The 15,558-nt window shown below is 44.3% G+C and carries 13 protein-coding genes; 4 read left to right on the top strand and 9 right to left on the bottom strand.

Translation table 11 applies throughout. The annotated features are described in order from the left end of the window. Positions 1-8 precede the first annotated feature (8 nt). Positions 9-3,878, bottom strand: coding sequence for a metallophosphoesterase (locus V6D41_RS09875; RefSeq protein WP_333518073.1), 3,870 nt, complete (start codon positions 3,876-3,878; stop codon positions 9-11). Positions 3,879-4,042: 164 nt separating this feature from the next. On the opposite strand from V6D41_RS09875, the gene V6D41_RS09870 reads away from it, so the two are divergent. Then, a complete protein-coding gene (locus V6D41_RS09870; protein WP_333518072.1) occupies positions 4,043-4,516 on the top strand; it encodes a MarR family transcriptional regulator in 474 nt (157 codons plus the stop codon). A 39-nt stretch (positions 4,517-4,555) separates the two neighbouring features. Here the strand turns inward: V6D41_RS09870 and cypX are convergent, their stop codons facing one another. Both cypX and pchC read right to left on the bottom strand, forming a co-directional pair. Continuing rightward, entirely contained in the window at positions 4,556-5,773 is a 1,218-nt protein-coding gene (cypX, locus tag V6D41_RS09865; RefSeq protein WP_333518071.1) for a pulcherriminic acid synthase, read from the bottom strand. A 14-nt stretch (positions 5,774-5,787) separates the two neighbouring features. Continuing rightward, a complete protein-coding gene (pchC, locus tag V6D41_RS09860; protein ID WP_333518070.1) occupies positions 5,788-6,534 on the bottom strand; it encodes a cyclo(L-leucyl-L-leucyl) synthase in 747 nt (248 codons plus the stop codon). Positions 6,535-6,969: 435 nt separating this feature from the next. On the opposite strand from pchC, the gene V6D41_RS09855 reads away from it, so the two are divergent. Both V6D41_RS09855 and V6D41_RS09850 read left to right on the top strand, forming a co-directional pair. Continuing rightward, the gene (locus V6D41_RS09855) at positions 6,970-7,479 is read left to right on the top strand and encodes a MarR family transcriptional regulator (protein ID WP_148962659.1); all 510 of its coding nucleotides are present in this window, start codon (positions 6,970-6,972) and stop codon (positions 7,477-7,479) included. Positions 7,480-7,499: 20 nt separating this feature from the next. Then, positions 7,500-8,711 (top strand): MFS transporter, encoded by a 1,212-nt coding sequence (locus tag V6D41_RS09850; protein ID WP_333518069.1) that lies wholly within the window; start codon positions 7,500-7,502, stop codon positions 8,709-8,711. Positions 8,712-8,738: 27 nt separating this feature from the next. Here the strand turns inward: V6D41_RS09850 and V6D41_RS09845 are convergent, their stop codons facing one another. Genes V6D41_RS09845 through V6D41_RS09830 form a run of 4 tightly spaced genes read right to left on the bottom strand, consistent with a single transcriptional unit; the run spans position 8,739 to position 10,750 of the window. Further along, on the bottom strand, positions 8,739-9,098 hold the full coding sequence (locus tag V6D41_RS09845; RefSeq protein ID WP_148962657.1) for a phage holin family protein: 360 nt from the start codon (positions 9,096-9,098) through the stop codon (positions 8,739-8,741). Between the two features lies 1 nt (position 9,099). After that, on the bottom strand, positions 9,100-9,297 hold the full coding sequence (locus tag V6D41_RS09840; RefSeq protein ID WP_148962656.1) for a PspC domain-containing protein: 198 nt from the start codon (positions 9,295-9,297) through the stop codon (positions 9,100-9,102). 4 nt (positions 9,298-9,301) lie between these two features. Next, a complete protein-coding gene (locus tag V6D41_RS09835; protein ID WP_333518068.1) occupies positions 9,302-10,399 on the bottom strand; it encodes a DUF4097 family beta strand repeat-containing protein in 1,098 nt (365 codons plus the stop codon). 24 nt (positions 10,400-10,423) lie between these two features. Beyond that, positions 10,424-10,750, bottom strand: a complete 327-nt coding sequence (locus V6D41_RS09830; protein WP_333518067.1) for a hypothetical protein — start codon at positions 10,748-10,750, stop codon at positions 10,424-10,426. 217 nt (positions 10,751-10,967) lie between these two features. Between V6D41_RS09830 and V6D41_RS09825 the strand changes: the two genes are divergently transcribed. Then, positions 10,968-11,198, top strand: coding sequence for a hypothetical protein (locus V6D41_RS09825; protein ID WP_333518066.1), 231 nt, complete (start codon positions 10,968-10,970; stop codon positions 11,196-11,198). Positions 11,199-11,399: 201 nt separating this feature from the next. Here the strand turns inward: V6D41_RS09825 and hag are convergent, their stop codons facing one another. Together hag and uvrA are read right to left on the bottom strand one after the other, a co-directional pair. After that, positions 11,400-12,314, bottom strand: a complete 915-nt coding sequence (hag, locus tag V6D41_RS09820; protein WP_253268595.1) for a flagellin Hag — start codon at positions 12,312-12,314, stop codon at positions 11,400-11,402. 365 nt (positions 12,315-12,679) lie between these two features. Further along, positions 12,680-15,553, bottom strand: coding sequence for an excinuclease ABC subunit UvrA (gene uvrA / locus V6D41_RS09815; RefSeq protein WP_333518065.1), 2,874 nt, complete (start codon positions 15,551-15,553; stop codon positions 12,680-12,682). Positions 15,554-15,558 lie beyond the last annotated feature (5 nt).

Raw genomic sequence — 15,558 nt, 5'->3', positions numbered from 1 at the left:
AACCCTTTTTAAGGATTGGAGACATGGCGAAAATCTAACTGGTCTGGAGCCGGACGATATGTCTCTTCTTTCGTTTTGAACTTCCAGATCGGTGATTTCGTTTTGCCGTTAAAACTGTCTTCCACAATGGTGTACCAATAATAAACAGAGTGCGGCTCAAGATGATCCCAGCGGAATTCAGCAGTATCCCCGCTCTTCACTTGCTCCCGTTTTCCAAGCTCTTCATTGGTATATACATTACATTCAAAATAATCGGTTTCCACCTTTTTGATCCTCGGCTTCAAATCAAGCGAAAGAGAAAACTCATCCTTGTTTCCGTAGGTATCCGTATCATAGTAGTTCTTATCATGTAAATACGGAGAGTACGTCGACACATGCACCATATCATTCGCCTGGTCAAATTGCAGCAAACGTAAATATCCTTGTCCGCCTTCCGGTCCGCCCTGATAATCGGCCAGCATTTGATGCACGAGGCGATCCGGCTTTCCATCACCATCATCATCAAGCTCATCAGTTTTTCTCATCGCACTATGATAATGCCCGCTCAACACCATCACGACATTCGGATTCGGCTTAACCACTTTTTTGAATATTTTCTCTCCGATCGGGCTTCTGTTTCCGCTGACCAGCAAATACTCATGAAAAGCTAAAACAGCCATCCGGTCAGGGTGCTTCTTCAGTACCTGATTCATCCACGCGATGTCTTCATCGGTAATGCCCCACCCCATGTACAGCATGATATAATCATTGCCGTTGCTCGAAATCAAGTCATAATGTCCGCGGTTATTTTTATAGGAACCGCCATAATGCAATTTTTTATCAAAACGGTGGCTGCCAAAGTATTTGCCAAACGCCCTGTAGGAGCCGTCCTTATGCCCGACATCGTGGTTGCCAGCCAGCACGCCGTATGGAATTCCGTTCTTATCCAGAACAGACATTGACCGATCAGCGTTTTTCCACTGTCTGATATCGGCAGAATCATCTACAATATCACCCGTGTGAAACACATATTTGACATTGAGCCGCTTTTGATTATTTTTGATCCATGCGGTCTGTTTATCAAAAATATGCGGATAGCTTTCGGCGTAATACTGTGTATCAGACATCCAGACAAATGTATACATATCCTTCGCTGGAGGAATTTCATCCTGGACAATCACATTCATCTTCGACTGCCGTACAAAATCTGAGACGATCACAGACGCCTTCAGCGTAAACGGTTTGTCATCCTTGGCAACGCAGCTGTCAACCGTCTGCCACTCGTTTGTCCGATAATTCCAAGTATACATCGTCACCTTTCTCCCCGATAAAGAACTCCCCTGCCAGACCGCTTCCGCCAAGTCATTCTCATCAACTGACGGATCAACCGTCACTTCAAAGCGATGATAAGGGAAAAGCTCCTTCTTTTCTGTCGATACTGTTTTTTTGTCAGCGGCTGATACCCGCTCCAATTCTTGATTCGTAAACGGGGTCTCACTTTCCGGCACAAAGCTTTTCGGCGGTTCAGTCAGTGACGCGTGCTTGAATATTTTCACATTGTTTCGCGCTGTATATTGAAATCCTCTATAAAAAGCGACATTCATGGCGTCATTCGTCGGGTCCTTCACCCGTACAGAAAGCTTTGCCCTATGTGTATCGGCTTCGCTGTCTATGACCTCCGGCTGATCCGGATGCTCCCGTTCTGTTTTAAACGTCCGCTCTATGACCGTTTTATTGCCCGCGAGGTCCGTTGCTGTCACTTTTAGAGAATGTTTTCCCGGCGATAGTTCAGAAGATGACGTATGGTATGGGAGTGTAATGCTTTCACCATCTAAAGACGCCTCCACTTCCTCAATTTTGCTCCATTTGTCATACATATCCGCCTGCAGGATGAGGTTACCTTTGTACGTTTGTCCCTCGGTGATATTCGGCTCGATGTGGGGCCCTGAATTATCTACCCGCACAACCAAGCTTACATTTTCCTTGCCGTCGCTTGCTTGAATATGGTGAGCACCTTCAGATAGCTTTGACGTATCCCACTCCAGCAGCTGTGACGTAAACAAGCCGTCAGGCAGATTGAATTGAAATTGCCAGCTTTTTTTCGAGCGCTGATTATCCCCAATAAAGAGTTCCTTCTCAGGAGAAACCCTCGGATCCCTGATAACCGTCCCATCCGATAACACCAATCGGGCGTTTTTGACTAAGAAATCATCACGGTTTTCAGCCGTATCAAATGGAGACACCTTCGAACCTGAACGTATGGTAATACGCTGTAGCTGCTTTCCTTTCCGAAGCAGCGTTTCTGGCAATGGAACAGAATAGGTGCGGTATTTATTTGTCGTATCATCAAACACCTTTAGCACTTTGCCTTCCATTGTGACTGCGTTTTTAAAGTAGAGATTTGTTTTTCTCGTATCGAACGCAAAATACACTTCTTTTTCCATAGCAGGCTCTGGCACTTGTTTTTTTCCGTCAATCCATAGCTTAATGCTGCCAGTGTGCCCGTCTGTTGTCGCTTTGAGGAACTGGGTTCCCGACAGCGTGTCTCTGTTTTCAATGTTCATACGCAAACCGTGCGATTTGCTTGTTTGTTTAATATCAATCATTTTGACCGGCGTTTTCGCTTCATTGCTCCCGTCCCCAGCCGCCACGTAATACTCAAGCTGATCCTTCCCGATCAGTTCAGGCGAATACACAATATAATGGTAGAGATTGTCGTTGCGGTCTTTTTCAGCGAGAATGCGCTTAAACGGTTTATTTTCATCTGTCCGATAGTAAAAGGCCGCAGTTTTCACAAGATTGCGGTCCCGAATGTCAGCCCGCAGCTCAATGCTTTCAGCAGGACGGACAGGCTTACGGTCAGTCAAATCCTCAATAACCGGTTTTTCTTTATCAAGCTTGATTTTTCGTTTCTGCTCGGGCACCTGCGCCTGTAATACAGTTCCGGGAGACGGATTCTTTTCTCCGATTGAAATATTGAGAAGTTCTGCGGTTCCGTCAAGCGGATATTTGTAAAGCACAGACGAGAGCCGGCGAAGCGCATGTTTCCGATAATGCGCAACCGAGATATCTTTTCCTGTATTCGTTGATATCACAACTGCCCGCGGCCTGGTATTGGCCATGCCCTCTGTCTCTTCTATCACCGCCAGATTTTTCCCTTCCGTTAATTGTGTCTGGTAATATCGATTGAAATCCCCCGCCGTCAATTCTGGATGACCGGCAGGCTTCAGCCAAACCACAAACGTTTCGCCGGATGGAATCGTGATCCTTTCTTCAGGTCTCCAAATCAGATCCGAATCAGGCCCTTCTTTCGGATAGCGGTAACGGATATGATAGTCTTTAAAATCAATCGTTCTGTCAGTCGTATTGTAAATCTCAATAAATTCATAACCATCTGCACGTCCCGTATTCTTTGTATCAACCGCCAGCTCTGTAATCAGAAGCTCCGGAATATGGGCAAGATCCGCTTGATAGCCTTCAAGCTTCAGTTTTTTTGTCCCCGACTCGGCCCGCTGCTTCCCATTCGAAATCACAATGTAATACTCAAGCTCGCTGTTCCAAATCAATCGTTTTGGAATTTGCGCCAAAAACTTGTGAATCGCTCCGGGTGTCGGGTCCATCGGCACCATTTTGTAGCCCAGCTCATTACTTTGTTTATAAAAAAGAAAGGCAGAAAATGCTTGATACTCATTGTCACGCACTTGAGCCTCAATCATCAGATTGCTTTTCATTTCAGCTTTCACATCGATTTGAGGAGGATTTTCAAGCAAGGGTATGTAATGAGGCGTTTGGAATGGTTCCTGTTTTGTAACAGGGAAAACTTTCGGTTCATGATGGCCGCCAGACAAAACTGAAAGAAAAGACAAAAATAAAGAAGCGATAACTGTGTATTTCCTCATTAAAGCACCTCCCTTTTCATGTATTTTGCGTCTGAACAGGGAAGCTTATGAGTTCATTTTTGTGCAAAAAGAACAAAAAAGCGTCTATCTCTTGAAAATCCCACTATTAACCAGTAAAATAGGAATAGTTAACCAGTTAACAATTAAATCAGAGAGGCAGATTGATGAACAACAGCATACATGATGAATTATTTCAAGCGATACAACAATTCGCATTTAAAAGGGATAAACGCGTCTTGCAAAAGGTGCAAATACCGTCCAGCGATATGTCCTCAGAACATCTTGGTCACCTCAAAAAAGACTGGACATTGACCCAGCTTCATATTGTTTCCTGCATACACACCAGCCAAAATGTGAATAACAGCTTTCTGGCATCCCGCTTACATATCTCAAAAGCAGCTATTTCAAAAGCGGTTCAAGCTTTGTTGAAACACAATATCGTCACAGTGAAAAAAAAGCCCGGCAATAAAAAAGAAACTTTTTATACGTTAACTGAAAGCGGCAGAGAACTGGCGGCATTCCATGAACAGCTTCATGAAAAAGCTAAGGAGCAGTACAAGCGGCTCTTCAATGAATTTTCAATTGATGATTTAAAAACAGTGACTGCGTTTTTCAACTTATGGGTAAAACATATGTAAAAAAAGCCTCGCCCGCATGGGAGAGACCTTTGAATCTTATTAAACTCTGTCAAACGTAATATGAAGTGAAACGGGTCCGCGTGTATACAAACCGGACTCAGCATAACGAAAACCTTCCTCTAATCGGATATTCCGCATGCTATCCAGTACAATATTGGCTACAATCTCGATTTCGGTTTTGGCAAAAGCTGCTCCTACACAGTTATGGATGCCGGATCCGAAAGCGAGATGCCGGGCGGCACCGCTAAAAGCGCTCTTGATGCCGAGGTCTTCCCGATGAATATTAAATACGTCAGGATGTTCAAACGCTTCGGGGTCCCGGTTAGCTGCTCCGATCATACAAAAAACAATCGTATCTTTTTTGATTTCTATACCGCCGACCGCCGTATCTTGGGACAGCTGCCGCGGAATCAGCTGAACCGGCGGTTTATAACGCAACGTCTCCGCGATGGCTCTTGACACTAACGAACGGTCAGCCAAAACATCATTCATCTGCTCAGGATTGTTGAGCAAATGATAGATCATCAGCGCCAGCGTCTTATCCGCCGGTTCCGTTGCCGCTAACAGCACATTGAGAATCAGGGCCAGTATATCCTTGTCCGACATCGCCATGCCTTCATATTCAGAAGTACATAGGATAGAAATTAAATCTGATCCCGGATTGAGGCGGCGTTCTTCGATGACAGGCATCAAGTATTGGGAAAGCTGTTCGCTGCACCATAAAGAATGCGCTCGCGCTTCAGGAGTCTGAGAGATACTCGTAATAAAATCGGCAACTCCGCTGTGCCACTCGGCGATTTTTTCATGATCTCTTTTATCCAGCCCGAGCATGTCCATCGTGACACACACGGCAAACGTCTTTCCAAAATCATTGACGAGATCGATTCTCCCTTTTTCAAGATAAGGAGCTAACAAGTTTTCTGCATTTTGTTTAATCAATGGTGACAGATGATCCAATGCGTCCCCGACAAAGCTTCTCACTACAATTCTTCTTTTTGCGGAGTGTTCTTTTCCATGCATTTGGGCGAGCACAGGGCCGCGCATGACCGGTTCAGCACGCTCAACAAGTGATTTCGTCGTAAAGATATCCGGATGCTGAAGGATATAGCGGACATCGTGATAGCGGCTGATAAAATAGCTGTCTATCGACTCTTCATAATGAACAGGATCTTCCTCCCGCAGCTGTGAAAAATAAGCATATGGATTTTCTTGAAATTGATCAGAAAGCACACTAAACAATTTAATGGATTGACTCATGTTTACTCCCCCTATCATCCTTCAGATGTAATCCGTGATTCAGAAAGCATCTGCTCCATTTCCTGCACAATGAGATATCCTTGGTTCGGCCGCATACGAATAGAAAATTCATGATTACTGATCTGCTCACCCAGCTTCCATGGACGATGATAAGCAAGGAGCGTCTCTTCCACCTCTAAAATATCCGGTGCTCCAATAAAAAACGGCATCTCTGCTATGACATATTCCACAGCAAGATTCAGCATATCCTCACTGACTTCTTCCATCATCAAGCTGATGCCGCGCGCACGCCCGATCATCGCCTCACGAGACATGTCCAAACAAGCCTCCCGAAAATGAGGCTGTTCAAAAAACGCATGTTCAACTTCTTGTCTCATCAGCTGGTAGGCTTTGTTTTCCGTGAAATCAGAAAATGTATGAATCGCCTTCGGGTCCCCGCCATGAGCTGCAAGAGCCCTTTCTGCAAACCTTCTGTTTCGCGATACCTCTTTCCTTACTTTTCGTTCCGCCTTGCCTCTGGGAGTTCCGAGCGCTTCAAGAAGATTAGCCGCCTCATGCCCCGCAAGCAAAACAGAAACACTCTTAAATTCAGCGGTTGCCCAACCAATCAATCTGTAAATATAATCCTCAGAAAATCTGCTGTTAAACGGGCTGATACCCACTAAAACATGCCGGCGCCGTTCAAATATTTCTCTGCAGTTTTGTGTCAGAGACTCAGCAGTAAAATCTGCCGGCTTTTTTTCCGTCACCATTTCAGTCATCTCATTCACCCCTAAAAACTTATCCCGCTTTAAGTCTTCACCCTCAAACATGGGATGGAACAACTGGTACAACTGAACAAGACGAATGGCAGGCAGCACTTAAAGTTTCCAAGTGAATTTTGTTCAGATTTCAACTTCTTTTTGGATTCATTACAATGTACACCTAATAAATGTTTACTAGTAAACATTAGTTATTTTATCCCTTATTTTTCCTTCCGTCAATACAATCAGTACCCAAATAATTGAAAATAAATGTTAATGTCACATTTTTCACACACTTTTTACACTTATATTTAGCATGACTAACAGCAAATAAAGTTTAAACACCAGCAATTGACAACGAAAACAAGAAAAGATAAAATTGAATCGTTCACCAGTAAACAATATTATTATTATTTCTTTGTAAACTATAATTTCTAAGAAAGAAGGTTGCCTATGTCTAATTTGACAAAGCAGATGATATACGACATATACGTGAGACTGCTGCACCTTAATGAACAAAAAGCGAACACTTCACTTCAGCAGTTTTTTAAGGAGGCCGCAGAAAAGGATGTGATGGATGTTCCTAAAAACATGACAAGCATTCATGTCATTGACTGTATCGGCCGGCATGAACCCATTAACAACGCGGGAATCGCCAGAAAAATGAATTTATCGAAGGCAAATGTAACGAAAATCAGCACAAAACTGATTAAGGAAGAATTCATTAACAGCTATCAGCTGACAGATAACAAGAAAGAAGTGTATTTCAAGTTAACTCGTAAAGGCAGACGGATTTTCGACTTGCATGAGAAACTGCATAAAAAAAAGGAACTGGCTTTTTACCAATTCCTCGATTCATTCTCACAAGATGAGCAAAATGCTGTATTAAAATTTTTAGAGAACCTGACGTCTTCACTTGAAGCAGAACAAACCAACGAGACTCCGGATAAACCTGTAAAGTAAACAAAAAGGCGGTGTACACAATGGCTCAAACGAAATCAAAGGCGGTATTGATCTTATATATTGTTTGCTTCAGTGCATTTTTTGCGTCTTTAAGCCAAAACATTTATTCACCTATTATCCCGATTATTAAAGAATCGTTCCACGTTTCCGCAGCAATGGTCAATCTGTCAGTCTCAGTCTTTATGATTGTGACAGCGATTATGCAAATTATATTAGGGACCATCATCGATTTTAAAGGCGCGCGGTTTGTATTGATTGCCGGTATTCTGGCAACGGCAGCCGCCAGCATCGGCTGTGCGGTGACCACTGACTTTACTTTGTTTCTGATATTCAGAATGATACAGGCAGCCGGGTCCGCAGCACTGCCTCTTATTGCTGCCACAACGATCGGACAGCTTTTTACAGGCAGGGAACGCGGAAGTGCCATGGGAACGTATCAAATGCTCCTTTCCGCCGCGCCGGCTATCGCACCTGTCCTCGGGGGATTGATCGGCGGAGCAGCCGGGTACGAAGGGATCTTCTGGATGCTTACGGCCATCTCTGTCATTATGCTGGCGGCAAACAGCATGATCTTTCCCAAAGATTCTCCCGCTGGTTCTAAGCAGCAAACTAAGGGCAATGTTTTTACCCATTACAAATCAATATTTACAAACCGAACAGGAAACGTCATTTTAACCTTAAGCTTTTTCCTCTTTTTCATTTATTTTGCAGTGATCGTCTACCTCCCGATATTACTGACGGAGCATTATCATATTGATGTGAGCATTGCAGGGCTGTTGTATTTGCCACTGGCGCTAAGTACAATCGCAGGTACGTTTCTATTTAAAAGAATACAGGCAAAAGTCACGCTGAACACCTTGTTTATCGGCAGCAATGTGATAGCGGCCTGCAGTATCATTTTGTTCGCCGTTACACATTCCGTTTCTCTCATTCTCATGGCACTCACACTGGCATTGTTTGGCATCTCAATGGGGGTCATCCCTCCCTTGTACTCCACAATGATCACCAATGAATTTGAACACAACAGAGGGAGCGCCATCGGAATGTTTAACTTTATCAGATACACAGGCATGGCGGCAGGTCCGATGATATCTGCCTATCTGCTCACAATGATGCCGTCTGCCATGTCGTTTGGCCTCTTAGGCCTTATATTTGCCGCATTGAGCTTTTGCCTTCTGCCGCAACTGTATCCGCCGCAAAAGCGCATGAAGCAAAAAAAGCACCACATGTAAAAAGCTGCCCTTTGATGGCAGCTTTTTTTATTTCTTTTGCAGAGGTTCTAAAATGCCTTTTTGAATCAGCAAATGGAACACCGATAGGATAACGGATGCCCATATCGCTGTGCCGAAGCCGCCAATTTGAAAACTGTCACCCATAATGGACGCGGTCATCATAAGCGTGATGGCGTTAATCACAAACAAGAAGAGACCAAACGTCACCATGGTGACTGGCAGTGTGAAGATAATCAACAGCGGTTTAATCAGCACGTTTAAGATCGATAATATGAGGCTGGCGATAACCGCTGCCCCGATGCTGCTGACATGGATGGAGTCAATATATCCATCAATGACGATTAATAACAATGCATTGACTAAAATGCTGACTGCCCATTTTACCATGTCATTTCATTTCCCTTTCTGACGGGACGACAAAAATCCAAATGATATATATCAGCAAAACAGGGAAAACACTTGTCATAACAGCTAAAATGACAGTTATGACTCTGAGGAGTGATGCGTCCCAATTAAAATATTCCGCGAGACCGCCGATGACACCGGCCATTTTTTTGTTTTTCTCTGAACGATAAAGCCTATTCATTCGATCACCTCTGTGAGTACTTTAGTTTGATGGCGCCTGTTAATGATTCTGAGAAGACGGTGATGTTTTGATCATGTGCCTGATTTGAAGTGAACATCATTTCTTTTTGAATGGTATCATTTTTTTCTTTCAGCATCTCAACATCCATTAATTCATGAGACAGCGAACCAAGATTGCTTTTCAGCTCTGCCTTCACGGCAAGATCGTCTGGAATCGCAAGCTCCACATTTCCAGTCGTCGTTTTTGCATAAATGGAGCGGCAATCCGATTCTGTTACGTTCATCGCAATATTTCCGTTAAAGCTTTGAACGTCAATCGATTCGCTTCTCCCGCGGAGATCGATCAATCCGTTAATGGTTTCCGCTTCTATCGTGCCGCAGTTGTGGCTTGCAAGCTTAATTTGCCCGTTGGCCGTTTCCGCTGTGGCTTTTTCAGCTGTTAAATGCGAGAACGACAGCACGCCGTTTGTCGTTTTCGCCGAGAACTCTTTTACATGTAAATGTTCCCCTCTGACCGGACCATTAAACAGCTTCACCCGAATCTTATCATACTCCTTCTGAGGAATATATAAAGTCACATTGGTTTTCATCGTTTTCTTCTCAGTACGGATAAAAAATTTATTTCCTTTGATTTCACATTCAATATGCTGAAGAAATGCATGTCTCGCCGCATCCTGGCTGTCAGCGCGATATACCTTCGCTTGACATTCCGCTCTGATATCCTCATCATCCCAAGGAACGATATTCACACTGCCGTTGGCGATTTGCAGGTCAACACTGGAAAGGGCAGTATCTTTAAATTGAAAAATGTGCTGAACATCATACGCATGGCCAAAGTTCAAATCAAGATCAACTTCCTTGACCTTTTTCACCGCAGAATCAATCCAGTCAAACAGCTTGGCTCCTAAAGACGGCTTGCCGCTTTCTTTTTTTGCTGCTGTAAACGGCTCTTCCTCATCATGTACATAAACTGAGAGCGCTGTGATTTTTTCTTCTTTTTCCTTGTAGTCGCTGTCAAGCTTTTCAATCAGTGTCAAAGCCTCTTGTGCTGTCAGTTTCCCTTCTTCCACAAGCTTAAGGATTCGTTCCTTTTCTTGCTTCATTGCGATCTCCTCCCCATTGTCTACTTATGCTGCGCGCAACACCTTAATACCCTGAATCACATTCCAAATCATAATGCCAATGACAACTAAGAAATAAATAACCGCTCCCCCAATGATCACAAATACAGGCAGCAGGCTGTCCCCATCAAACGCAATGGCTCCGCCCAGAAAAGCGATAAAAAGGACCAGCCAGCCAGCAAAAGGAACGATGTGAGAAATAAGAGAACGTATCGCATGGCGTTTTGTTTCTCTCTCATCTACAACAAAATAAGCGACAATCGGCACAATGATCGGCGCGATGAACACACTGAAATAACAAAGTGATGCAATAATAGCTTGATTACGGTTCAAATCATTCCACACTCCTATAGTGAATTACCCATGACAAAAGGTCAGGGACGTTTTACTTATTCATACGTTTAAAACCTCTTCAGGTTTCACATTCATTCTTTAGACATGCTCCGATTTACGGAAATTGGATTTTAAAAAGTTTTAGAAGTAGAATCTTAGAGCTGTACCGATTACAATATGTAAAAAGCTTACGGCAATCAAGGAGGCTGGACAAGCAATGGATAAAGATCCCAGTGACTATACAGTAACACAAGAATCGGTGTTAAAGCTGATTCATGAACAAAAACGAATGAATCGTGAAATGATCGCTGAGCTTGAACAGATTCACGGGCCTCTTCCGATCTCTCACGATATTCAATATATAAAAGTGCTGCTCGACAGCAGCAATACGCATATTGTTCAAGATTTAATGAGTGTAAGCAGGCAGTTGTATAAGAAGACGTTGTAATGGCAGAAAAAGCTGCAAATGATTATAACTGAAACAAAGAAAGGTTAGATGACAATATCTTGCCTTTTTTATTTTGAAGAAACAAGTGATTTCCCTGATCGTCACACAATGATTATAACAAAAATAGCCTGCCGGCATATCCAAAGAATGGACACTGCCGGCAAGCTGTGACTACCAGAAAGAACGATAGCCGTTCAGAAATTAACGTAATAATTGAAGTACGTTTTGCGGCTGTTGGTTCGCTTGAGCAAGCATCGCTTGAGAAGCTTGAGAAAGAATGTTGTTCTTTGTGAACTCGCTCATCTCTTTCGCCATGTCAACGTCACGGATACGAGACTCAGCAGCTGTCAGGTTTTCACCAGAAGCGCCTAAGTTGTTGATTGTGTGCTCAAGACGGTTTTGTACCGCACCTAATTCAGAACGTTGTTTTGAAACTGTGTTGATTGCTCCATCAACGATAGCCAATTGGTCATTAAAACCGCCATCTTCGCTAGCCTTAATAGTTTCAAAATTTTTCACATTGATATCTTGTACAGATTTTCCAGAAACAAGAGCACCGCTTGTTTCATCAACTTTTCCGATTGCTTTAGCACTCATATCTTCAATGTGTACAGATAGCTGCTGACCGCCATTTGCACCAATTTGGAATGTGAGCTCTTTTCCATCAGTAGAATTGAAATCTCCATTAAGAAGTTTCTTACCGTTAAACTCGGTACGGTCAGAGATACCGTTAGCGTTAGTTCCGCCACCAAGTTCCTCAACTAAGGAATCAATCTCGTCTTGAATAGCGCCAAGATCTGTAGTATCTTGAGTACCTGTGTTTCCTGCTTGAACAACTAGTTCACGGACACGCTGAAGGATTGAGTGAGTTTCAGTCAATGCACCCTCAGCTGTTTGGATAAGAGAGATTCCATCTTGAGAGTTTTTAGAAGCCATTTCTAAACCTCTGATTTGTCCTCTCATTTTTTCAGAGATCGCAAGACCTGCTGCGTCATCCCCCGCACGGTTGATACGAAGACCTGAAGAAAGCTTCTCCATGTTTTTTGAGCTTGCATTGTTGTTTGAAGACAAACGGTTCAGTGTGTTAAGCGCTGCGATATTGTGGTTAATTCTCATGTGTAAAATACCTCCATGTGTATATGTTTTTGAAATCAAAGACTTCCTTTTCTTCGATTTCTGGCGCACTGTGATTCCAGTAAAGCTTCTGGCTGTTATGTAGATCCTTCATAAAGGATACCTTCAAATCCCTTCATATAAAGGGCCTTTTTGCTTAATATGGAATACTTTGCACGACCATCAATCCATATATCGGCAGTTTTTTGTAAATGTTTAGGCGTTTTCCCAAAGAAATTTTACCCATTTGAAAAAGTGCTTCTAAATGATCGCAAAACTTTTTTCTTTTCTCGTTAAACTATAAAGGAAGCTTGCCTGCTAAGCCCAATCATGGACTTGCTGACAAGCTCCCTCTGAAAAGAATATTGTTAAGATGTAGCCGTTTTTTTAGCTTCCAAGAGCGTTTTCATGCGTTTTTTGTCTCGCTCTATAACAGGCTTCAAATAGCGGCCTGTATATGATTCTTCGACTTCCGTGATTTCCTCAGGCGTTCCCGACGCAACAATGGTTCCGCCTCCGGCTCCGCCCTCCGGCCCCAGATCCACAATATAATCCGCCGTCTTAATGATATCAAGATTATGCTCAATGACGAGTACTGTATCTCCGTTGTCCACCAAACGCTGAAGCACGACAAGGAGTCTGGCGATATCGTCGACGTGCAGACCTGTCGTCGGCTCATCTAAAATGTAAAGCGTTCGCCCTGTTGACCGTTTGTGCAGCTCAGATGCAAGCTTCACGCGCTGCGCTTCTCCGCCCGACAAGGTTGTCGCTGGCTGGCCGAGCGTGATATAACCTAAGCCGACATCATAAAGGGTTTGGAGCTTACGCTTGATTTTCGGGATATTTTCAAAGAAAGCAAGAGCGTCTTCAACCGTCATATCAAGCACATCTGAGATGCTTTTTCCTTTGTACGTCACTTCAAGCGTTTCCCGGTTGTAGCGTTTACCGTGACATACCTCGCATGGAACGTACACGTCAGGAAGGAAATGCATTTCAATTTTAATAATTCCGTCGCCGCGGCACGCTTCACATCTCCCGCCCTTCACGTTAAAGCTGAAACGGCCTTTTTTATAGCCGCGGACTTTCGCTTCATTTGTCTGCGCGAATACATCGCGAATGTCGTCAAACACACCGGTGTATGTCGCGGGATTGGATCTCGGCGTTCTTCCGATTGGCGCCTGGTCAATGTCTATGACTTTGTCTAGGTGATCCAAGCCTTTAATCTCTTTATGGCTGCCCGGCTTCGCTTTTGCTTTATGGAGCTTTTGCGCCAACGCCTTGTGTAAAATTTCATTGACGAGTGTGCTCTTTCCTGAGCCAGAAACCCCTGTAACCGCTGTGAACGTTCCTAGCGGAAACTTGGCATTCGCCTTTTTCAGGTTGTTTTCTGTAGCGCCTTTAATCTCAATAAAACGTCCGTCCGGCTTTCTTCTTTCAGAAGGCAATGGGATGAACTTTTTCCCAGATAAATAGCTGCCCGTTAATGAGTTTGGATCTTCCATCACTTCATCCGGCGTACCCGCAGCTGTCACCTGTCCGCCGTGGATGCCGGCGCCGGGTCCAATATCAATTAAATAATCCGCTGCCATCATCGTGTCCTCATCGTGTTCGACAACAATCAGCGTGTTCCCAAGGTCTCTCATATTTTTCAGGGCGCTGATCAAGCGGTCGTTATCACGCTGATGCAGGCCGATAGACGGCTCGTCTAAAATATAAAGCACACCCGATAAGCGCGAACCAATTTGAGTGGCCAGCCTGATACGCTGCGCCTCTCCTCCGGACAATGTTCCCGCTGCCCTGCTCAGTGTCAGGTAATCAAGGCCGACTTTGTCCAGAAAGCTTAAACGCTCCACAATTTCACGCAAGATTAAATTGGCAATCTGCATATCCTTCTCAGAAAGGGTAAGGCCTTTGAAGAAAGTAAGTGCGTCTCCGACAGACAGCTTGGTAATTTTTCCGATATGGCGTCCGTCAATCAGCACGGCAAGCGCCTCTTTCTTTAACCGATAGCCTTTGCACGTTGGACAAGACTTCTGAGACATATACTGCTCCATTTGTTCACGAATGTAATCGGAGCTTGTCTCCTTATAGCGTCTTTCAATATTTCGCAACACGCCTTCAAATTGAATTTCGCCTTCACGTATTTGCCCAAAATCATTTTCATAACGGAAATAAATCAGGTCGTCTCCGCTGCCGTACAGCACTTTATCCAGCTGCTGCTTCGGCAGATCTTTTACAGGCACGTCCATATCAATGCCGTAGTGGGTGCAGACCGCCTCAAGCAGCTGCGGATAATATTGTGAGCTGATCGGTGTCCAAGGGGCGACCGCATTCTCCTTCAATGACAAATCTTGATTGGGGATGACGAGATCCGCATCCACTTCAAGCTTCATTCCGAGACCGTCACACGTCGGACAAGCTCCGAACGGGCTGTTGAATGAAAACAGCCGCGGCTCAAGCTCGCCGATTGAAAATCCGCAGTGCGGGCAGGCGTGATGCTCACTAAACATCAGCTCTTCCTCACCGATGACATCAATCATAACCCGTCCTTCACCTAAACGGAGCGCCGTTTCCAATGAATCTGACAGACGGGCCGCCACGCCTTCTTTCACCACAATCCGGTCAATGACAACCTCAATCGAATGCTTTTTATTCTTTTCTAATTCAATATCATCAGAAAGCTCGGCCATTTCGCCGTCAATTCTGACTCTGACATAGCCTTGTTTTCTAATCTGGTCAAGCACTTTGACATGAGCGCCTTTCCGGCCAGAGACAATCGGGGCCAGCACCTGAAGCTTCGTCCGTTCCGGGTATTCCAGAATTCTGTCGACCATTTGCTCGATGGTTTGCGATGTAATCTCAATTCCGTGTTCCGGACAATGAGGCTTTCCTACTCTCGCATACAAAAGACGCAGATAATCATAAATCTCAGTTACCGTACCGACAGTTGACCTCGGGTTGCGGCTCGTTGTTTTCTGATCGATGCTGATGGCGGGAGACAGCCCCTCAATTGCATCAACATCCGGCTTATCCATTTGCCCTAAAAACTGGCGGGCATAGGCAGACAGCGACTCAACATACCTTCTCTGTCCTTCTGCATATATGGTGTCAAAGGCCAGGGAGGATTTCCCTGATCCGGACAAACCCGTAACAACAACAAGCTGATCTCTTGGAATCGTTACGTCTATATTTTTCAAATTATGCGCCCTTGCTCCCTTCACCTCTATCCGATCCATAGCCATATGTT

Source organism: Bacillus sp. 0102A (assembly GCF_036765155.1).
Taxonomy (GTDB): domain Bacteria; phylum Bacillota; class Bacilli; order Bacillales; family Bacillaceae; genus Bacillus; species Bacillus subtilis_G.
The sequence above is the reverse complement of the archived record's forward strand: the minus strand, read 5'-3'. Positions and strand labels throughout refer to the sequence as shown.

Coding starts and splice junctions, on each gene's coding strand:
- V6D41_RS09875 (WP_333518073.1), bottom strand. CDS start 3,878: ATGAGGAAATACACAGTTATCGCTTCTTTATTTTTGTCTTTTCTTTCA.
- V6D41_RS09870 (WP_333518072.1), top strand. CDS start 4,043: ATGAACAACAGCATACATGATGAATTATTTCAAGCGATACAACAATTC.
- cypX (WP_333518071.1), bottom strand. CDS start 5,773: ATGAGTCAATCCATTAAATTGTTTAGTGTGCTTTCTGATCAATTTCAA.
- pchC (WP_333518070.1), bottom strand. CDS start 6,534: ATGACTGAAATGGTGACGGAAAAAAAGCCGGCAGATTTTACTGCTGAG.
- V6D41_RS09855 (WP_148962659.1), top strand. CDS start 6,970: ATGTCTAATTTGACAAAGCAGATGATATACGACATATACGTGAGACTG.
- V6D41_RS09850 (WP_333518069.1), top strand. CDS start 7,500: ATGGCTCAAACGAAATCAAAGGCGGTATTGATCTTATATATTGTTTGC.
- V6D41_RS09845 (WP_148962657.1), bottom strand. CDS start 9,098: ATGGTAAAATGGGCAGTCAGCATTTTAGTCAATGCATTGTTATTAATC.
- V6D41_RS09840 (WP_148962656.1), bottom strand. CDS start 9,297: ATGAATAGGCTTTATCGTTCAGAGAAAAACAAAAAAATGGCCGGTGTC.
- V6D41_RS09835 (WP_333518068.1), bottom strand. CDS start 10,399: ATGAAGCAAGAAAAGGAACGAATCCTTAAGCTTGTGGAAGAAGGGAAA.
- V6D41_RS09825 (WP_333518066.1), top strand. CDS start 10,968: ATGGATAAAGATCCCAGTGACTATACAGTAACACAAGAATCGGTGTTA.
- hag (WP_253268595.1), bottom strand. CDS start 12,314: ATGAGAATTAACCACAATATCGCAGCGCTTAACACACTGAACCGTTTG.
- uvrA (WP_333518065.1), bottom strand. CDS start 15,553: ATGGCTATGGATCGGATAGAGGTGAAGGGAGCAAGGGCGCATAATTTG.